At 60.0% G+C, this 18,288-nt stretch carries 17 protein-coding genes; 13 read left to right on the forward strand and 4 right to left on the reverse strand.

The window, feature by feature from the left end; translation table 11 throughout:
• Nucleotides 1-25 precede the first annotated feature (25 nt).
• Nucleotides 26-1,375 (forward strand): MFS transporter, encoded by a 1,350-nt coding sequence (locus tag KW848_RS06375; RefSeq protein WP_192406522.1) that lies wholly within the window; start codon nucleotides 26-28, stop codon nucleotides 1,373-1,375.
• A gap of 168 nt (nucleotides 1,376-1,543) precedes the next feature.
• Here KW848_RS06375 and rapA read toward each other — a convergent pair whose 3' ends face one another.
• Nucleotides 1,544-4,390: an RNA polymerase-associated protein RapA gene (gene rapA / locus KW848_RS06380; RefSeq protein ID WP_192406524.1), complete on the reverse strand. Its 2,847-nt coding sequence runs from the start codon at nucleotides 4,388-4,390 to the stop codon at nucleotides 1,544-1,546.
• A 218-nt stretch (nucleotides 4,391-4,608) separates the two neighbouring features.
• On the opposite strand from rapA, the gene KW848_RS06385 reads away from it, so the two are divergent.
• From KW848_RS06385 to ccoM, 3 genes are all read left to right on the forward strand, one after another.
• Nucleotides 4,609-4,950, forward strand: a complete 342-nt coding sequence (locus tag KW848_RS06385) for an aspartate-semialdehyde dehydrogenase (protein ID WP_218536343.1) — start codon at nucleotides 4,609-4,611, stop codon at nucleotides 4,948-4,950.
• Nucleotides 4,951-5,050: 100 nt separating this feature from the next.
• Nucleotides 5,051-5,212 carry a hypothetical protein gene (locus KW848_RS06390; protein ID WP_095128014.1) on the forward strand — a complete coding sequence of 54 codons (162 nt, stop codon included), beginning with the start codon at nucleotides 5,051-5,053 and terminating at the stop codon, nucleotides 5,210-5,212.
• 144 nt (nucleotides 5,213-5,356) lie between these two features.
• A complete protein-coding gene (gene ccoM, locus KW848_RS32150; RefSeq protein WP_010462558.1) occupies nucleotides 5,357-5,470 on the forward strand; it encodes a cytochrome c oxidase subunit CcoM in 114 nt (37 codons plus the stop codon).
• A gap of 270 nt (nucleotides 5,471-5,740) precedes the next feature.
• Here ccoM and KW848_RS06400 read toward each other — a convergent pair whose 3' ends face one another.
• The 3 genes from KW848_RS06400 to KW848_RS06410 form a co-directional block, all read right to left on the reverse strand.
• Nucleotides 5,741-7,216 (reverse strand): inorganic phosphate transporter, encoded by a 1,476-nt coding sequence (locus KW848_RS06400; protein WP_218536344.1) that lies wholly within the window; start codon nucleotides 7,214-7,216, stop codon nucleotides 5,741-5,743.
• Nucleotides 7,217-7,592: 376 nt separating this feature from the next.
• On the reverse strand, nucleotides 7,593-7,793 hold the full coding sequence (locus KW848_RS06405) for a hypothetical protein (protein ID WP_007935837.1): 201 nt from the start codon (nucleotides 7,791-7,793) through the stop codon (nucleotides 7,593-7,595).
• On the reverse strand, nucleotides 7,790-7,969 hold the full coding sequence (locus tag KW848_RS06410; protein ID WP_218536345.1) for a hypothetical protein: 180 nt from the start codon (nucleotides 7,967-7,969) through the stop codon (nucleotides 7,790-7,792). Before KW848_RS06410 ends, KW848_RS06405 begins: the two co-directional genes overlap by 4 nt.
• Before the next feature lie 502 nt (nucleotides 7,970-8,471).
• Between KW848_RS06410 and pcaR the strand changes: the two genes are divergently transcribed.
• The 9 genes from pcaR (at nucleotide 8,472) to KW848_RS06455 (ending at nucleotide 18,279) form a co-directional block, all read left to right on the forward strand.
• The gene (gene pcaR / locus KW848_RS06415) at nucleotides 8,472-9,314 is read left to right on the forward strand and encodes a pca regulon transcriptional regulator PcaR (protein WP_008147316.1); all 843 of its coding nucleotides are present in this window, start codon (nucleotides 8,472-8,474) and stop codon (nucleotides 9,312-9,314) included.
• A 289-nt stretch (nucleotides 9,315-9,603) separates the two neighbouring features.
• A complete protein-coding gene (locus KW848_RS06420) occupies nucleotides 9,604-10,950 on the forward strand; it encodes an MFS transporter (RefSeq protein WP_111450928.1) in 1,347 nt (448 codons plus the stop codon).
• 271 nt (nucleotides 10,951-11,221) lie between these two features.
• Complete coding sequence (locus KW848_RS06425) at nucleotides 11,222-12,079, forward strand: CoA transferase subunit A (RefSeq protein WP_059407998.1); 858 nt, start codon at nucleotides 11,222-11,224, stop codon at nucleotides 12,077-12,079.
• On the forward strand, nucleotides 12,079-12,858 hold the full coding sequence (locus KW848_RS06430; protein ID WP_095632377.1) for a CoA-transferase subunit beta: 780 nt from the start codon (nucleotides 12,079-12,081) through the stop codon (nucleotides 12,856-12,858). Before KW848_RS06425 ends, KW848_RS06430 begins: the two co-directional genes overlap by 1 nt.
• Nucleotides 12,855-14,060: a 3-oxoadipyl-CoA thiolase gene (gene pcaF, locus KW848_RS06435; protein ID WP_218536346.1), complete on the forward strand. Its 1,206-nt coding sequence runs from the start codon at nucleotides 12,855-12,857 to the stop codon at nucleotides 14,058-14,060. The genes KW848_RS06430 and pcaF overlap by 4 nt, the downstream gene beginning before the upstream one ends.
• A gap of 37 nt (nucleotides 14,061-14,097) precedes the next feature.
• Nucleotides 14,098-14,802 (forward strand): protocatechuate 3,4-dioxygenase subunit beta, encoded by a 705-nt coding sequence (gene pcaH, locus KW848_RS06440; protein WP_111450926.1) that lies wholly within the window; start codon nucleotides 14,098-14,100, stop codon nucleotides 14,800-14,802.
• 1 nt (nucleotide 14,803) lies between these two features.
• Entirely contained in the window at nucleotides 14,804-15,370 is a 567-nt protein-coding gene (gene pcaG, locus KW848_RS06445; protein ID WP_218536347.1) for a protocatechuate 3,4-dioxygenase subunit alpha, read from the forward strand.
• Between the two features lie 194 nt (nucleotides 15,371-15,564).
• Complete coding sequence (locus KW848_RS06450) at nucleotides 15,565-16,869, forward strand: MFS family transporter (protein WP_192406527.1); 1,305 nt, start codon at nucleotides 15,565-15,567, stop codon at nucleotides 16,867-16,869.
• Nucleotides 16,870-16,914: 45 nt separating this feature from the next.
• The gene (locus KW848_RS06455; RefSeq protein ID WP_218536348.1) at nucleotides 16,915-18,279 is read left to right on the forward strand and encodes a 3-carboxy-cis,cis-muconate cycloisomerase; all 1,365 of its coding nucleotides are present in this window, start codon (nucleotides 16,915-16,917) and stop codon (nucleotides 18,277-18,279) included.
• The last annotated feature ends 9 nt before the right edge of the window (nucleotides 18,280-18,288 follow it).

The raw sequence follows: 18,288 nt of genomic DNA on the forward strand, positions 1-18,288 counted from the left end.
CAATAACAATAAAAGAGACGGACCCATGCAGAACTCGACCCAAGCGGCGAATGCCTGGCGCATTCTGTTCCTGCTGTTCCTGGCCAACCTGTTCAACTTCTTCGATCGCACCATTCCGGCCATCATCATCGAACCGATCCGCATGGAATGGCACCTCAGCGACTTTCAGCTGGGGATCATCGGTACCGCATTCACCCTCGTTTATGCCATTGCCGGCCTGCCTCTGGGACGGATGGCCGATACCGGTTCGCGCAGCAAATTGATGGGCTGGGGCCTGGCGGCGTGGAGCGGGCTGACGGCGGTCAACGGACTGGTGGGGAGTTTCTGGGCGTTCCTGATCGTGCGCATGGGCATCGGCATCGGTGAAGCCAGTTACGCACCGGCCGCCAACTCGCTGATCGGCGACCTGTTCCCGGCCCACCGCCGGGCGCGGGCGATGGGTATCTTCATGCTGGGGCTGCCGTTGGGGCTGCTGCTAGCGTTCTTCACCATCGGCGCGATGGTCAAGGCGTTCGACAGCTGGCGCGCGCCGTTCTTTATCGCGGCAGTGCCGGGGCTGATCCTGGCGATCTTCATGTTCTTTATCAAAGAGCCGAAACGCGGCGCCGCAGAGAGTGTGCAGGTTTCTCAGGAGCGCGTAGACCGGCCAATCCGTCGGGTGTTGGCGGTGCCGACTTTCCTGTGGCTGGTGATGGCGGGGCTGTGCTTCAACTTCGCCACGTATGCCTGCAACTCATTTCTGGTGCCGATGCTGCAGCGCTATTTCCTGATGCCATTACAGGAAGCGGCGGTGGCGACCGGGGTGATCGTCGGCGTGACCGGTTTGTTCGGCCTGACACTGGGCGGTTGGGTCGCGGACAAGATTCACCAGCGGGTGGCCAATGGGCGACTGCTGTTTGCCGCGTTCAGCTTGATCATCTCGACGGTGTGCACGGCGTGGGCGCTGCATTCCGGGCGGATCGAGATCGGCGTGTTTGTAGCGGTGTTCAGTGTGGGCTGGTTGTTTGCCTACAACTTCTACACGTGCGTTTACACCGCCATTCAGGACGTAGTCGAGCCGCGCTTGCGGGCTACGGCCATGGCGCTGTTCTTTGCCGGGTTGTATTTGCTTGGGGGTGGTTTGGGGCCGGTGGTGGTGGGCGCATTGTCCGACCACTTTGCACATACGGCGATGCTCTCGGCCGGAGCTGAACAGATGACCGAGGCGTTCAAGGCCGTCGGCTTGCACGACGCGATGTATTTGATCCCGGTGGCGCTATTTTTCACCATGGTGTTTCTGTTCCTGGCTTCGCGGTGTTTTGTGCGCGATGCCAAGCGGATGAAGGAAGGGTTGGTGGCGGTGGTTGAGCCTGTGGGGGCTGCGGTGACTGCATGATCGCCATCGCGAGCAAGCCCGCTCCCACAGGGGATTTGTGAACGCCACAGTACCCATGTGGGAGCGGGCTTGCTCGCGAAGAGGCCATCAGCAACACCTTAACGATCAGCAGACAAAAAAAGGCCCGCATCGCTGCGGGCCTTTTGTTTTAGCGGTGGGGCAGGGGAGTTAACCCGCCACCAACACCCGAATCGCTTCCAGTCGTAGCGCAGCCTTGTCGAGCATGGCCAGGCCTTGCTCGCGTTGCTTGCGCAGGGCAACCAGTTCGCTGTCGCGCACGGTCGGGTTGACCGCTTGCAACGCGGTCAGGCGCGCCAGTTCTTCGTCGGTGTCGGCGGCCAGGCGACGCTGCGCCTCAGCCACGCGCTCGGCGTGACGCGGGAAGATCTTCTCTTCACCGGCGTTGATCCGTGGTGTCAGCTGATCACGCTGGGCCTGGATGAACTTGTTGGCGCTGGCACGCGGCACGCTTTCCAGCTGATCGTTAAGGGTTTCGAACGACACACGGGCCGACAGGTCGTTGCCATTGGCATCGAGCAGGCAGCGCAGGGCGGCCGGCGGCAGGTAACGGCCCAGTTGCAGCGAGCGCGGGGCAACCACTTCGCTGACGTAGAGCAATTCCAGCAACACGGTGCCGGGCTTCAACGCCTTGTTTTTGATCAGCGCCACGGCGGTGTTGCCCATGGAACCGGACAAGACCAGGTCCATGCCGCCCTGAACCATCGGGTGTTCCCAGGTAATGAACTGCATGTCTTCGCGAGACAGCGCCTGGTTGCGGTCGTAAGTGATGGTCACGCCTTCGTCGTCGCCCAGCGGGAAGCTGGCGTCGAGCATTTTTTCGCTCGGCTTGAGGATCAGCGCGTTTTCCGAATGGTCTTCGCTGTCGATGCCGAAGGCGTCGAACAGGGTTTCCATGTAGATCGGCAGGGCGAACTGGTCGTCTTGCTCAAGGATGTCCTCGACCAGTGCATCACCTTCGCCAGCGCCGCCGGAATTGAGTTCCAGCAAGCGGTCACGGCCGGTGTGCAGTTCGGCTTCCATGCGTTCACGCTCGGCGCGGGCTTCGTCGATCAGCGCTTGCCACTCGCCGTCGTCGGCATTTTCCAGCAGCGGCAGCAGGCGCGGGCCGAACTGATGCTGCAGGGCGTTGCCGGTCGGGCAGGTGTTGAGGAACGCGTTCAGCGCTTCGTGGTACCACTGGAACAGGCGCTGTTGCGGGCTGGTTTCCAGGTACGGCACGTGCAGTTCGATGATGTGCTTCTGGCCGATCCGGTCCAGACGACCGATACGCTGCTCCAGCAGGTCCGGGTGCGAGGGCAGATCGAACAGCACCAAGTGGTGCGAGAACTGGAAGTTACGACCTTCACTGCCGATTTCCGAGCAGATCAGCACTTGCGCGCCAAATTCTTCGTCGGCGAAGTAGGCGGCGGCGCGGTCACGCTCGAGGATGTTCATGCCTTCGTGGAAGACCGTGGCCGGGATGCCGGAGCGCACGCGCAGAGCGTCTTCCAGATCCATGGCGGTTTCGGCGTGGGCGCAGATCACCAGCACTTTGGTGCGCTTGAGCATCTTCAGCGTGTCGATCAGCCACTCGACGCGCGGGTCGAATTTCCACCAGCGTTCTTCTTCGTTGGCGTCCGGCTGGGCCTGGAAGCTGACTTCCGGGTACAGCTCGGCGTGATCACCCAATGGCAATTCGAGGTATTCGTCGGGGCATGGCAGCGGGTACGGATGCAGTTTGCGCTCCGGGAAACCCTGCACGGCGGCGCGGGTGTTGCGGAACAGCACGCGGCCGGTGCCGTGGCGGTCGAGCAGTTCGCGGACCAGACGGGCGCTGGCTTCGGTGTCGCCATCGTTGACGGCGGTCAGCAGCGCTTCGCCTTCGTTGCCGAGGAAACCGTGAATGGTCTTGTGCGCTTCAGGCGACAGGCGCCCCTTGTCCAGCAGCTCCTGGACGGCTTCGGCCACCGGACGATAGTTTTCGCTCTCGGCGCGGAAGGCGTGCAGGTCATGGAAACGGTTCGGATCGAGCAGGCGCAGACGCGCAAAGTGGCTGTCCTGACCCAGTTGTTCCGGGGTTGCGGTCAGCAGCAAAACGCCGGGAATGACTTCGGCCAGTTGTTCAACCAGCGAATATTCCGGGCTGGCCTTGTCTTCGTGCCACACCAGGTGGTGCGCTTCGTCGACGACCATCAGGTCCCAACCGGCGGCGAACAGCGCGTCCTGGGCCTTCTCGTCTTCCACCAGCCACTCGAGTGCAACCAGCGCGAGCTGGGTGTCTTCGAACGGGTTGGCGGCATCGCTTTCGATGAAGCGTTCTTCGTCGAACAGCGCAACTTGCAGGTTGAAGCGGCGGCGCATCTCGACCAGCCACTGGTGCTGAAGGTTCTCCGGAACCAGGATCAGCACGCGGTTGGCGCGGCCCGAGAGCAGTTGGCGATGGATCACCAGACCGGCTTCGATGGTTTTACCCAGACCCACTTCGTCCGCCAGCAGAACCCGCGGCGCAATGCGGTCGGCGACTTCACGGGCGATGTGCAGCTGGTGCGCGATCGGTTGCGCACGCACGCCACCGAGGCCCCAAAGCGCGGACTGCAATTGGCGGCTGGTGTGTTCCAGGGTGTTGTATCGCAGGGAGAACCAGGCCAGCGGGTCGATCTGCCCGGCGAACAAGCGATCGCTGGCCAGACGGAACTGAATGAAGTTCGACAGTTGGGTTTCCGGCAGGGTAACCACTTCGTTGTGCCCGTTGAGGCCGTGGTAAACCAGCAGGCCGTCGATGTCGTCGACTTCCTGTACGGTCAGTTTCCAGCCTTCGAAGTGAGTGATCGAGTCACCCGGCGAAAACCGCACGCGGGTGAGGGGCGCATTCCGTAGCGCGTACTGGCGAGTCTCGCCAGTGGCCGGGTAGAGCACGGTCAACAAGCGGCCGTCCTGTGCCAGAACGGTGCCTAAACCCAGCTCGGCTTCGCTGTCACTGATCCAGCGTTGCCCCGGTTGATACTGCTGCGCCATGCTGCCTGACTCCCACCTTGAAAAAGCGGGCTATCTTAACGGAATGAGGGCTTCAGGGCCAAAGGACTCTCATAAAAACTCGCAGTCTTACGTTAGTCCAATGATGCAGCGCTTGCAGGTCGGGGCACCTATTCGTGCCAAAAGGGTCACAGTTTGCGACCGATGGCTCAAGTCGGCATCCCCGCAGCCGACAGCCTGCTGACAGGAGACCAATAATTATGCTGCTACCGATGCTCCCCTTGAGTGCCGTGCCAATCACCTCACAGCAGGATCCGATTCGCCAGCGGCCGGATATTCCGCCCGTGGTGCCGGTGCAGGAAAGCTCCAACGAAAGCACCATCGACCTGCAGCAGCGCGATCCGGAAGAGGCGGCGTTTCAGCTGCGCGAGGAACAGCGCCGCAAGCAGGAGCAGCAAAGGCGCCGCCGTGAAGCAGATGAAGATCCTGAAGAACACCTGGCGATTCCCGGTGACGAGCTCAACGCCGACAATACCGTGCCCGTGGCGCCATTGATGGAAGATCAGCCACGGCAGGGTTTGTGGGTCGATATCCAGATTTGAACCCATGGCTGGTCAGCGCTGCCATCAGACCGCATTATTGGCACATCCTTGCCTGCACACGCGGCCACTGAATTTCACTCCAAGCGATGCACTGAGCACCATGAGCCAAGACGACAAGCTGATCGACCTCAACGCCGAACGCGCCAAGCGGGTTCATGACCTTAATGAAAAGCGCCTGAACGAAGTGCGCCAGGCATTCGAGCACGCCATGCCGTTGGGTAAAGCGAAGAAAAAGCCGAAGAACAAACCGAAAAAGCGTTGAAACACCCTGCATCGATTGATGCAGGTCAGTTATTTCCCCTCCTTTACGCCCAGTCTCGGGCGACATTGATCCCGGTCAATTTCTTCTCCTGCCTGATTGGTTAACTTAGCCCCATCGCAACAAAGCAACCGCAGGAGGCCAGTCATGTTTTTCGACAACGTGGTGATCGCCGGAGTGCTGACAGTCGGCCTCATGGTTCTGTTTTTTGCAGGGTTTGGATTTTTTATCTGGAAAGATTCGCACAAGCGCAAACCGTAGGTCTTTCTGGAAGCAATGAGCACGCAAGGCATTTTGGGCAACTTCGGTTGCCCTTTTTTTTGCGTCTGAAAATCTATCCAAATACGCCGACCCATTGTAGGAGCCGAGCTTGCTCGCGATGGGGCCATAACATTCAACATCCATTTTGCCTGTAAGGCCGCTATCGCGAGCAAGCTCGGCTCCTACAGGTTTTGTGGTGTTTTGAGTTTCCGGTGGGCAATAAAAAGGCGCGAACCTCACGGAACGCGCCTTTTTCGTTGCAGCGATGTATCAGTTGCCCAGTGCCTTTGACGCCAGCCAGAACAGGCCGGCCGACAGGGCCACTGTGGCTGGCAGGGTCAGGATCCAGGCCAGCAGGATGGTTTTGACGGTGCCGCTCTGAAGGCCGCTTTTATTGGCGACCATGGTGCCGGCCACGCCCGAGGACAGGACGTGGGTGGTGGAAACCGGCAGGCTGAAGATGTTGGCCAGGCCGATCATGCCCGCGGTGGTGATCTGTGCAGACATGCCTTGAGCGTAGGACATGCCTTGCTTGCCGATCTTCTCGCCGATGGTCAGAACCACACGCTTCCAGCCAACCATGGTACCCAGGCCGAGTGCCAGAGCGACCGCCAGAATCACCCAGAACGGGGCATATTCGGTGGTGGTGGTCAGGTCTTTGCGTAACTTGTCCAGGTCAGCCTTTTCACGGGCAGCGAGACCAGGAAGCTTGCTGACTTTCTTCGCCGTGTCGTCCAGGCAGAGCAGGTAGCGACGCACTTCGATGCGGCTTTCCGCCGGCAGCGAGTGGTAGTCCGCTACACCTTTAAGGGTGCCGAGCAGGGCGGTGATGGTCGGTTCGGTCTGTTGCGGATTGCAACGGAATTTCTCCGGCAGGTCGCCTTCCACGCTTTTGCCCAAGGCCAGGAATTCACCCAGCGTATCGGCATTGCGCTTGTAGAACTGGCTCAGGTGCAGGGTCGCGTCGCGAGTCCGTTCGATCTGGTAGGTTGTGCTGCCCAGGTCGAGTACGAACTGCGCCGGCACGATACCGATCAGCACCAGCATGATCAGGCCGATACCTTTCTGGCCATCGTTGGAACCGTGCACGAAGCTCACGGCCATGGCCGAGATCACCAGTACCAGACGGTTCCAGAACGGTGGGTGCTTCTTGTCATCGAGCTTGCGGCGCTGGTCCGGTGTCTTGTGCATCTTCGACAGCGGACGCCACCATTTCAGTCCGATGAGGACCAAAGCGGCAACGAGGAAACCGGCCATTGGCGAGAACACCAGGGACGCACCGATATCGATCGCTTTCTGCCAGTTCACGCCATCAGCCAACGGAATATCGTTGATCAAGGCGTTGGCAAGGCCGACACCGAGGATCGACCCGATCAGCGTATGGGAGCTGGAAGCCGGGATACCGAAGTACCAGGTGCCCAGGTTCCAGGTGATAGCAGCGGCGAGCAACGAGAACACCATGGCCAGCCCGTGACCGGTGTTCACATTGATCAGCAGCTCTACCGGCAGCAGGTGGACGATGGCATACGCCACGCCGACACCGCCCAGCAGCACGCCAAGGAAGTTGAACACACCGGAAAAAAACACCGCCAGATGGGGCGGCATGGCTTTGGTGTAGATAACAGTGGCCACCGCGTTAGCGGTGTCATGAAAGCCGTTGATGAACTCGAAGGCGAGGACAAAGGCCAGGGCGAGCAAGAGGCTCACAAGCACCCAAGCATCTAGTCCGCTGAATAAATCGATCATGAAGGTTTTCTGACCCGGTCGTAAGGGGGCGCGATTATGCCAGAAAAGACTGCTAATCAATGCACTTGCTGCTCATCGGTAACATTCTTCAACGAATTAATTTTCGGCAACGGCCCAAGCCCCAGGTTTTTACTGGGTTTTGTAAGTCATTGAATTTCTTTGAAAAGGCCGCAGGCACAAGGCGTTCTCTCGTAGGAGCAAGAGGTTTTAACGCTTGTGTGAAATATCTGAAAAGAGGGCCAGAGATGCGCCATTTACCTCATCCGGTGGGTGAGGTGGCCGCTGCCCGCTGGTAGCGGGCGCGAAAGGCATCATCGATACATCCCGTTTTTAACGGGTGCAGACGCAGACCCTTGAAAGGATTCAGGCCGAGGGCTTATGGCTCTTCGGCTTTGAGTTCCTTTTCCATTTTCTGCAATTCTTGAGTGAAAGCCTGATCCTGAACGGTGGCGCGTTTACGCCAGGGTTTGCGTTCCGGTTCGGGCTGAGCGGCGTAGGTGGTGACTTCCCCGCCGTAAACTTCCTTGTAACGTTGTTCCTGGCGCTCAAGTTCCGCGCGCAGTTCGTCTTTCGTCACAGTGCTACCTGATTGAGTTGAGATAAATTCTGGTGAAACGACTGCATCAAATGTATTTGACCACGCTCGTCGAATGGAACAAGGCCCGTAAAGGCATCATTTTTTACGGCGTTGCGATCAATTACTTCCATGTTGCAGGCGGCCACGGCACCAGAGATAAACAGCTGACGTAGCATCAGTTTCCTGTTTCAGCGAACACCTTGGCGAAGCATATGAAATGAGTGTCAGGCGTTTGCTGCGGGTAACGGCGATGGAACATCGCGCTACCGGGCGGCGGAATCGGCAATTAAAAACCGGTCGCCACTGAATTTCATTATAGCGGTCGATTCGAAGAACACTATCGCCAAAGAGTTAAAAGTGGGTCTTGATGTGTGATTGTTTTGTTACTCGCAACTTTATACGGCTAATAGGTGGTTCTGCGGCACGACGTTACAGTGATGCCTTTCTGACGCCATGAAGTCGAACAAGTTAGGACATTACATCGAACCTTCTAGTTTGCGTCAGAGCCAGTGTAAAAAACTGGTGCAGGCAAGCCCGTTCAATAAAATCGAATCGGCGGTCCGATTGCGATTATCGGTCGATGGTTCGATAATCGCACGATCTTGGCTGGCCGGGGTTGTGCGAGGGACCGGCTGCCGCTTGTAATAGCCGCTGAACCGTGTGGGAAAAGGACCTTTTATGAACGATCAAATGCGCAATTCCTTCGCTTCAGTGGCGCCGCCGATCGTTGCCTCGCCCGCCAAGCGGATCCAGGCACTGACCGGCGACCCGGATTTCATGACGTCCTTGGCCCGAGGCCTGGCTGTGGTGCAGGCGTTCCAGGAACGCAAACGTCACCTCACCATCGCCCAGATCAGTCATCGCACGGAAATCCCCCGCGCCGCTGTGCGACGTTGCCTGCACACGCTGATCAAACTCGGCTACGCCACCACCGACGGCCGAACCTATTCGCTGTTGCCAAAAGTACTGACGCTTGGCCATGCCTATGTGTCCTCGACGCCGCTGGCGGTTTCCGCTCAGCCCTACCTGGACCGCATGAGCGAGCAACTTCATGAAGCTTGCAACATGGCCACTCTGGAAGGCGATGACATCTTGTACATTGCGCGTTCGGCCACCACCCAGCGACTGATTTCCGTCGACCTGTCGGTCGGTGGACGTCTGCCTGCCTATTGCACTTCGATGGGGCGGATTCTTCTCGCAGCGCTGGACGATACGTCACTGCGCGAGTACCTCGACCATGCAGAGCTGCAAGCCAAGACCAGCCGAACCCTGCACACCCCCGAGGCGTTGCTCGAATGCCTGCAAGAGGTGCGGCAGCAAGGCTGGTGCATCGTCGATCAGGAACTGGAACAAGGTCTGCGCTCGATTGCCGTTCCGGTGTACGACGCTTCCGGCCAAGTGGTGGCGGCGCTAAACGTCAGTACCCACGCCGGCCGAGTCAGCCGCAACGAGCTGGAACAACGTTTCCTGCCTGGCCTTCTGAGCGCGAGTCGCGACCTCAGCGCGCAACTCTTCGCCTAAGCTGTTCGATAAACGCACAGAGTCGCGTTTATCGAATTGACGCTCTTTCCCTTGGATCATTAATGTCGCGGCAGCGTCATCCGGCGCTGCTGTTCTCGCTCCATTGCCGGGCGACGACCCCAATAATAATGAGAAGAGGCACCTCCCATGCGTACGTTTCCCGACTGTCGCTGTTCCCATCGGTTTCCCTGCCGGAACCGCATCGCCTGATTCCGATCCCCCTTTCTTGTGACAGCGTCAGCCTTGGCTGACACCCGTTCGACTGCGTTCTTTGCGTGGAATAAAAATAATGAACCAGCCCCAGTCTGCTGTAGGAAACTGCCTCGACGTGCAGTCCTTCATCAATGCTCAACCCATTTCGCGCTACCAATGGCGAGTGGTGATCCTGTGTTTCCTGATTGTTTTCCTCGATGGCCTCGACACGGCGGCCATGGGTTTTATCGCGCCCGCCCTGTCTCAGGATTGGGGCATCGACCGCGCCAGTCTCGGCCCGGTGATGAGCGCGGCGCTGATCGGAATGGTCTTCGGTGCACTGGGTTCTGGCCCATTGGCTGACCGCTTCGGGCGAAAAATCGTACTGGTGGGCGCGGTGCTGTTGTTCGGCGCGTTCAGCCTGGCTTCGGCTTACAGCACCAACGTCGATCAGTTGCTGGTGCTGCGATTCCTCACCGGCCTGGGCCTTGGTGCCGGTATGCCGAACGCCACGACGCTGCTGTCCGAGTACACCCCGGAGCGCAAGAAGTCCCTGCTGGTGACCAGCATGTTCTGCGGCTTCAACCTCGGCATGGCGGGCGGCGGTTTCATTTCCGCCAAACTGATTCCGGCCTTTGGCTGGCACAGTCTGCTGATGATCGGCGGGATTTTGCCGCTGATCCTCGCCGTCGTATTGCTGTTCTGGCTGCCGGAATCGGCACGCTACCTCGTCGTCCGCAATCGCGGCACTGACAAAGTGCGCAAGACCCTGGCGCCCATCGATCCAACCGTCGTCGCCCAGGCTTCCAGCTTCAGCGTGCCGGAACAGAAAACCGTGAAGGCCCGCAACGTGTTCGCGGTGATCTTCTCCGGCACCTACAGCACCGGCACTTTGTTGCTGTGGCTAACCTATTTCATGGGGTTGGTGATCGTTTATCTGCTGACCAGTTGGCTGCCGACGCTGATGCGTGACAGTGGCGCGAGCATGGAGCAGGCGGCATTCATCGGCGCGTTGTTCCAGTTTGGCGGGGTGTTGAGCGCGGTGGGCGTGGGCTGGGCGATGGACCGGTTCAATCCGCACAAGGTTATCGGCATTTTCTATCTATTCGCCGGGGTGTTTGCCTACGCGGTAGGGCAGAGCCTGGGCAACATCACGCTATTGGCGACGTTGGTGCTCGTGGCCGGGATGTGCGTCAACGGCGCGCAATCGGCGATGCCTTCTCTGGCGGCGCGTTTTTATCCTACGCAGGGGCGGGCGACCGGGGTGTCGTGGATGCTCGGGATTGGCCGCTTTGGCGCGATTCTCGGCGCATGGATGGGGGCAACGCTACTGGGGCTGGGCTGGAACTTTGAACAAGTGCTGACAGCGCTGGTGATTCCAGCGGCATTGGCGACCACGGCGGTGGTGATCAAGGGCATGGTCAGCCATGCGGATGCGACCTGAGGGCAGTTTCCGGAATTGTTATTGAATTGACGGGCCTCTTCGCGAGCAAGCCCGCTCCCACAGTTGATCGCATTCCCCTGTGGGAGCGGGCTTGCTCGCGAAGCATTTGAACTTATCGATAGGCAGGCAACAATGTGTTCGATAAACGAACACTCAGTCGATTATCGGATTGTTTGGCGTTTTTCAGGGGCTTACTCTTCAGTCATTCCGGCGCTGCGCATCGCGCCTTTTTCTTCCACTGTCGGTTCATAACAAAACGGGAGCCTGCCCCATGGCTGAAATCCTTTCGCTGCACGACGCGGTGAAGCAATTCGTTAACGACGGCGATACCGTCGCGCTCGAAGGCTTCACTCACCTGATCCCTACGGCGGCGGGTCACGAAATCATTCGTCAGGGCAAGAAAGACCTGACCCTGGTGCGGATGACGCCTGACCTGATCTACGACCAGTTGATCGGCGCCGGTTGTGCTCGCAAGCTGATTTTCTCCTGGGGCGGAAACCCTGGCGTCGGTTCGCTGCATCGCCTGCGTGACGCCGTCGAGAAGCAGTGGCCCCACGCGTTGGAAATCGAAGAACACAGCCACGCCGACCTGGCCAATGCCTACGTCGCTGGCGCTTCCGGCCTACCGTTCGCGGTGCTGCGTGCCTACGCCGGCTCCGACCTGCCGAAGGTCAACCCGCTGATCAAAACCGTTACCTGCCCATTCACCGGTGAAGTATTGGCGGCCGTGCCTTCAGTGCGCCCGGACATCACCGTGATTCACGCGCAGAAGGCTGACCGCAAAGGCAACGTGTTGCTGTGGGGCATTCTCGGCGTGCAGAAAGAAGCGGCACTGGCCGCCAAGCGCTGCATCGTTACCGTCGAAGAAATCGTCGATGACCTCAATGCTCCGATGAACTCCTGTGTGCTGCCGACTTGGGCCTTGAGCGCGGTCTGCCACGTCCCTGGCGGCGCGCATCCGTCCTACGCGCACGGCTACAACGAGCGCGATAACCGTTTCTACCAGGCTTGGGACCCGATTGCCCGCGACCGTGACACCTTCACCGCGTGGATCAACGAGTACATCCACGGCTGCGCTGACTTCAGCGAGTTCCAGGCCAAACTGGCCGCTGCTTCGGAGGCCAAGTAATGACTTACACCACCAATGAAATGATGACTGTCGCCGCTGCCCGCCGTCTGAAAAACGGTTCGGTGTGTTTCGTCGGCATCGGCCTGCCGTCGAAAGCCGCCAACCTGGCGCGTCTGACTTCCTCGCCGGATGTAGTCCTTATCTACGAATCGGGTCCGATCGGTGCCAAGCCGAGCGTACTGCCGCTGTCGATCGGTGACGGTGAGCTGGCGGAAACCGCTGACACCGTCGTCCCGACCGGTGAGATTTTTCGCTATTGGTTGCAGGGCGGGCGCATTGACGTCGGTTTCCTCGGCGCCGCACAAGTCGACCGCTTCGGCAACATCAACACCACCGTGGTCGGCGATTACCATCAGCCGAAAGTCCGCCTGCCGGGTGCCGGTGGCGCGCCGGAGATCGCTGGCTCGGCGAAAAGTGTGCTGATCATCCTCAAGCAGTCGGCGCGCTCCTTTGTCGACAAACTCGACTTTATTACCTCGGTCGGCCATGGCGAGGGCGGTGATTCGCGCAAGCGTCTCGGCCTGCCGGGCGCCGGTCCGGTCGGCATCATTACCGACCTGTGCATCATGGAACCGGAAGCCGGCACCCATGAATTCGTGGTCACCGCACTGCACCCGGGCGTGACCCGCGAGCAAGTGACCGCGGCTACCGGTTGGGCTGTTCGTTTTGCCGAGCACGTTGAAAACACCGCCGAGCCGACCGAAGTCGAACTGAAGGCGCTGCGTGATCTGGAAGCCCGCACTGCCGCGGCCCACGGCCAAGCACCGGGAGAAGCATGATGCGTGAGGTTTATATCTGCGACGCGATTCGCACCCCCATCGGCCGTTTCGGCGGTGGCCTGTCGGCGGTTCGTGCTGACGATCTCGCCGCCGTGCCGATCAAGGCGTTAATGGAACGCAACCCGTCGGTGGACTGGAACGCAGTGGACGAGGTGTTCCTCGGTTGCGCCAACCAGGCCGGCGAAGACAACCGCAACGTGGCACGCATGGCGTTGTTGCTGGCGGGCCTGCCGGAAACCATTCCGGGCGTGACCCTCAATCGCCTCTGCGCCTCGGGCATGGATGCCATCGGCACTGCCTTCCGCGCCATCGCCAGTGGCGAGATGGAGCTGGCAATTGCTGGCGGCGTCGAGTCGATGTCCCGCGCCCCGTTCGTGATGGGCAAGGCCGATGCGGCGTTCTCGCGCAACATGAAGCTGGAAGACACCACCATCGGCTGGCGTTTCATCAACCCGTTGATGAAAGCCCAATACGGCGTGGATGCGATGCCGCAGACCGCCGATAACGTGGCTGACGATTACGAAATTTCCCGCGAGGATCAGGATGCTTTCGCACTGCGCAGTCAGCAGCGGACAGCCGCCGCGCAAGCCGCAGGATTTTTCGCCGAAGAAATCGTTGAAGTGCGGATTGCCCACAAGAAAGGGGAAAGTGTCGTCAGCCAGGATGAGCATCCTCGCGCAGACACCACCCTGGAAACCCTGGCCAAACTCAAACCGGTCAACGGTCCTGACAAAACCGTCACCGCCGGCAATGCTTCCGGGGTGAACGACGGTGCAGCGGCGTTGATTCTGGCCTCGGCCGACGCCGTGAAAAAGCACGGCTTGACCGCCCGCGCCAAAGTGCTGGGCATGTCGAGCGCCGGTGTCGCACCCCGGGTGATGGGCATTGGCCCGGTGCCGGCGGTGCGCAAATTGACCGAACGTCTCGGCCTGGCTGTCAGCGATTTCGACGTGATCGAACTCAACGAAGCGTTCGCCAGCCAAGGCTTGGCCGTGCTGCGTGAACTGGGGCTGGCGGACGACGCGCCCCAGGTCAATCCGAACGGTGGCGCCATTGCCTTGGGCCATCCGTTGGGCATGAGCGGCGCCCGCCTGGTACTGACCGCGCTGCATCAGCTGGAAAAGACCGGTGGCAAGAAAGGTCTGGCGACCATGTGCGTCGGCGTTGGCCAAGGTCTGGCTTTGGCGATCGAACGGGTCTGACACGCGGCGTAACTAATAAGAACTGAGGAAATGCTCCATGACTGACAAGCCTGGTTACCGCCGCCCGCAAGAGGGCACCCAGCCGGATTACCTGCACCCGGCCTATCAATCCACCAATCGTCGCTCGCCGTCCAAGCCGTTGGTGTTTTTGCCCCATTCGCTGTCGGAAATTACCGGTCCGACCATCGGTGCCGAGCGCATTCAAGCGCAGGACAACGACCTGACCGCCCAGCACAAGGGCGAGCCATTGGGCGAGCGCATCATCATTCACGGCCGCGTGCTGGATGAAGACGGTTTGCCGGTGCCAGGGATTCTGGTGGAGATCTGGCAGGCCAACGCCGCCGGTCGCTACAACCATGATCGCGACCTGCACGATGCACCGCTGGACCCGAATTTCACCGGTACCGGCCGCACCGTGACCGACGCCGATGGCTGGTACCAATTCCAGACCATCAAACCCGGCGCCTATCCGTGGGGCAACCACCACAACGCATGGCGCCCGGCGCACATCCATTTCTCACTGTTCGGGCCGAGTATTCTGACGCGCCTGGTCACGCAGATGTATTTCCCGGGCGATCCGCTGCTGGCGTATGACCCGATCTACAACTGCGTACCGGACACCAGCGCCAAAGAACGTTTGATCGCCAGTTTCGACCTGGAAAAAACCATTCCTTCCTATGCCCTCGGTTATCGCTGGGACATCGTCTTGCGCGGCCGCGAAGCCACGCCGATGGAGAAATAAGATGACGCTGAACGCGACCACATCCCACACCGTCGGGCCGTATTACCACATCGGTTTGACCTGGCTGAACCGCGAAGACCTGACCGTCGAACAAACCCTCGGCGAGCGCGTGGCGATCACCGGGCAAGTCATCGATGGCAACGGCGACATCGTCAACGACGCGATGCTGGAAGTCTGGCAGGCCAACGCCGCCGGCAAGTACGACCACCCTGAAGACGATCAGGACAAACCCCTGGACCCGAACTTCGAAGGGTTTGGCCGGGTGCCGGTGGATGCCGAAGGGCGCTTTCGTTTCACCACGATCAAGCCGGGCACGGTGGAAGGCTTGAACGGAACGACTCAGGCGCCACACTTGGTTGTGCTGGTATTTGCTCGCGGGTTGGTGAAGCACTTGCTGACGCGGATTTACTTTGACGGCGAACCGGCCAACGTGGCGGATCCGCTGCTGGAATGTGTGCCGGCTGAACGTCGCGGCACCTTGCTGGCGAAGCAGGATGCGTCCGGTGTGTACCAGTGGAATGTGATCCTGCAAGGCACCGACGCCGAGACGGTGTTCTTCGATTACTGAGAACACCGCAAATCCCCTGTGGGAGCGGGCTTGCTCGCGAAGGCGGTGTGTCAGGCAGCATCTGTATTGACTGACATGACGCCTTCGCGAGCAAGCCCGCTCCCACATGGGGATTTGTGTTACTGATCTATCTGTGGAACGGGGCTGTTGCAAAGTGTGTCTAGACTCTCACAGTCCCCATTGAGTAAAAAACAATGACAACTGATACCGCTACTACAGCGCACTACACCGGCGAAGAGCGCAGTAAAAGGATCTTCGCGATTGTCGGCGCCTCGTCCGGCAACCTCGTCGAATGGTTCGACTTCTACGTCTACGCCTTCTGTGCGATCTATTTCGCCCCTGCCTTTTTCCCGTCCGATAACCCGACTGTGCAGCTGGTGAATACGGCTGGTGTATTCGCCGCCGGGTTCCTGATGCGGCCCATCGGCGGCTGGATCTTCGGCCGGCTGGCGGACAAGCACGGGCGCAAGAATTCGATGTTGATCTCGATTCTGATGATGTGCTTCGGTTCGTTACTCATCGCTTGCCTGCCGACCTACAAGGACATCGGCGTCTGGGCGCCGATCATGCTGCTGTTCGCCCGCCTGATTCAGGGGTTGTCGGTGGGCGGTGAGTACGGCACCACCGCGACCTACATGAGTGAAGTGGCCCTCAAGGGCCAGCGCGGTTTCTTCGCCTCGTTCCAGTACGTGACGCTGATCGGTGGGCAGCTGCTGGCGGTGTCGCTGGTGGTAATCCTGCAACAGTTTCTCACTGAGGATGATTTGCGCGCCTATGGCTGGCGGATCCCGTTTGTCGTCGGTGCGTTGGCGGCGTTGATTTCGCTGTTCCTGCGTCGTTCGCTCAAGGAAACCACCAGCAAGGAAATGCGCGCAAACAAGGACGCCGGCAGCATCCGTGCGCTGTTCCGCGACCATAAAGCGGCGTTCATCACCGTGCTCGGTTACACCGCTGGTGGCTCGCTGATTTTCTACACCTTCACCACGTACATGCAGAAGTATCTGGTGAACACCGCCGGCATGCAGGCCAAGACCGCCAGCTACATCATGACCGGCGCGCTGTTCCTTTATATGTGCATGCAGCCGTTGTTCGGCATGCTCGCGGACAAGATCGGCCGACGTAACTCGATGCTGTGGTTCGGCGCCCTCGGTACGCTGTTCACCGTGCCGATTCTGTTGAGTCTGAAAAGCGTCAGCAGTCCGTTCCTGGCCTTCGTACTGATTACCGTGGCGCTGGCGATCGTCAGCTTTTACACCTCCATCAGCGGCCTGGTAAAAGCCGAAATGTTCCCGCCGGAAGTGCGCGCCTTGGGCGTCGGCCTGGCGTATGCGGTGGCGAATGCAATCTTCGGCGGTTCGGCGGAATACGTGGCCCTGAGCCTCAAAGCCGGGGGCATGGAAAACTCCTTCTACTGGTACGTGACGGTGATGATGGCGGTGGCGTTCCTGTTCAGCCTGCGCTTGCCGAAACAGGCGAAGTATTTGGAAAACGACCTTTGATCTTTACCCGTGGGCCTGACCGGCCCACACCTCCAGGGACTGTTTATGAACGAGCGACCGGGCAATCAATTGTTCGATGCCTATTTCACTGCCCGCGACATGCGTGAGGTGTTCTGCGATCAGGGTCGGGTTCAAGCGATGCTTGATTTTGAAGCGGCGCTGGCTCGGGCCGAGGCGCGAGTCGGGCTGATTCCGCAAACGGCTGTCGCGCCGATCGAAGCGGCCTGTCACGCCGGGCATTACGACTTCGCGGCGCTCGGCGAGGCGATTGCCACGGCCGGCAATTCGGCCATTCCGTTGGTCAAGGCGTTGGGTAAACAGATCGCGGCCAACCATGCCGAAGCCGAGCGCTATGTGCATCTGGGCGCGACCAGCCAGGACGTGATGGACACCGGTCTGGTGTTGCAACTGCGTGGGGCACTGGAGCTGATCGAAAACGATCTGGCGCAACTGGGCGAAACACTGGCGACCCAGGCGTTGCGCTACGTCGCCACACCGCTGGCCGGGCGCACCTGGTTGCAGCACGCGACACCCGTCACCCTCGGCATGAAAATCGCCGGTTGGCTGGGCGCTGTCACTCGCAGCCGGCAACGTCTGCAACAACTCAAACCGCGACTGCTGGTGCTGCAATTTGGCGGCGCCTCCGGAACCCTCGCGGCCCTCGGCGAGCAGGCGATGCCGATTGCCCGCGCGCTGGCTGAAGAATTGAAACTGACACTGCCGGATCAACCTTGGCACACCCAGCGAGACCGCTTGGTGGAGTTCGGCTCGGTACTGGGATTGATCGCCGGCAGCCTCGGCAAACTGGGCCGTGATATCAGCCTGTTGATGCAGACCGAAGCCGCTGAAGCGTTCGAACCTTCCGCGCCGGGCAAGGGCGGCTCTTCAACCATGCCGCACAAGCGCAACCCGGTGGGCGCGGCGGTACTGATCGGTGCTGCGACGCGCGTTCCGGGTTTGCTCTCGACGCTGTTCAGCGCCATGCCTCAAGAACACGAGCGCAGCCTGGGCCTGTGGCATGCCGAGTGGGAAACCCTGCCGGAGATTTGCTGCCTGGTGTCCGGCAGCTTGAAACAAGCGATGCTGGTGGCGGACGGACTGGAAGTGGACGCCGAACGCATGGCCCGCAACCTCGATCTGACCCAAGGCCTGGTGCTCGCCGAAGCGGTGAGCATCGTCCTCGCTCAACGAGTGGGGCGCGACACTGCGCACCATTTGCTGGAGCAATGCTGCAAGCGTGCGGTAGCTGAACAACGTCATCTGCGAGCGGTACTCGGCGACGAGCCGCAAGTGACCGCCGAACTGTCGGATGCTGAACTCAATCATTTGCTGGACCCCGCCCATTACCTCGGTCAGGCCCATACCTGGGTCGAGCGAGCGGTGGCTGAATATTCTGCGTTGACTGCCTGAAGGAGATTG

The organism is Pseudomonas sp. PDM25, assembly GCF_019219045.1.
Taxonomy (GTDB): Bacteria; Pseudomonadota; Gammaproteobacteria; order Pseudomonadales; family Pseudomonadaceae; genus Aquipseudomonas.

What these genes read in the sequence shown, in the direction of transcription:
- pcaF (WP_218536346.1), top strand. Translation starts at nt 12,855, where the DNA reads ATGATGCGTGAGGTTTATATCTGCGACGCGATTCGCACCCCCATCGGC.
- KW848_RS06420 (WP_111450928.1), top strand. Translation starts at nt 9,604, where the DNA reads ATGAACCAGCCCCAGTCTGCTGTAGGAAACTGCCTCGACGTGCAGTCC.
- KW848_RS06385 (WP_218536343.1), top strand. Translation starts at nt 4,609, where the DNA reads ATGCTGCTACCGATGCTCCCCTTGAGTGCCGTGCCAATCACCTCACAG.
- ccoM (WP_010462558.1), top strand. Translation starts at nt 5,357, where the DNA reads ATGTTTTTCGACAACGTGGTGATCGCCGGAGTGCTGACAGTCGGCCTC.
- KW848_RS06450 (WP_192406527.1), top strand. Translation starts at nt 15,565, where the DNA reads ATGACAACTGATACCGCTACTACAGCGCACTACACCGGCGAAGAGCGC.
- KW848_RS06400 (WP_218536344.1), bottom strand. Translation starts at nt 7,216, where the DNA reads ATGATCGATTTATTCAGCGGACTAGATGCTTGGGTGCTTGTGAGCCTC.
- rapA (WP_192406524.1), bottom strand. Translation starts at nt 4,390, where the DNA reads ATGGCGCAGCAGTATCAACCGGGGCAACGCTGGATCAGTGACAGCGAA.
- KW848_RS06390 (WP_095128014.1), top strand. Translation starts at nt 5,051, where the DNA reads ATGAGCCAAGACGACAAGCTGATCGACCTCAACGCCGAACGCGCCAAG.
- KW848_RS06425 (WP_059407998.1), top strand. Translation starts at nt 11,222, where the DNA reads ATGGCTGAAATCCTTTCGCTGCACGACGCGGTGAAGCAATTCGTTAAC.
- KW848_RS06430 (WP_095632377.1), top strand. Translation starts at nt 12,079, where the DNA reads ATGACTTACACCACCAATGAAATGATGACTGTCGCCGCTGCCCGCCGT.
- KW848_RS06455 (WP_218536348.1), top strand. Translation starts at nt 16,915, where the DNA reads ATGAACGAGCGACCGGGCAATCAATTGTTCGATGCCTATTTCACTGCC.
- KW848_RS06410 (WP_218536345.1), bottom strand. Translation starts at nt 7,969, where the DNA reads ATGCTACGTCAGCTGTTTATCTCTGGTGCCGTGGCCGCCTGCAACATG.
- KW848_RS06375 (WP_192406522.1), top strand. Translation starts at nt 26, where the DNA reads ATGCAGAACTCGACCCAAGCGGCGAATGCCTGGCGCATTCTGTTCCTG.
- pcaR (WP_008147316.1), top strand. Translation starts at nt 8,472, where the DNA reads ATGAACGATCAAATGCGCAATTCCTTCGCTTCAGTGGCGCCGCCGATC.
- pcaH (WP_111450926.1), top strand. Translation starts at nt 14,098, where the DNA reads ATGACTGACAAGCCTGGTTACCGCCGCCCGCAAGAGGGCACCCAGCCG.
- pcaG (WP_218536347.1), top strand. Translation starts at nt 14,804, where the DNA reads ATGACGCTGAACGCGACCACATCCCACACCGTCGGGCCGTATTACCAC.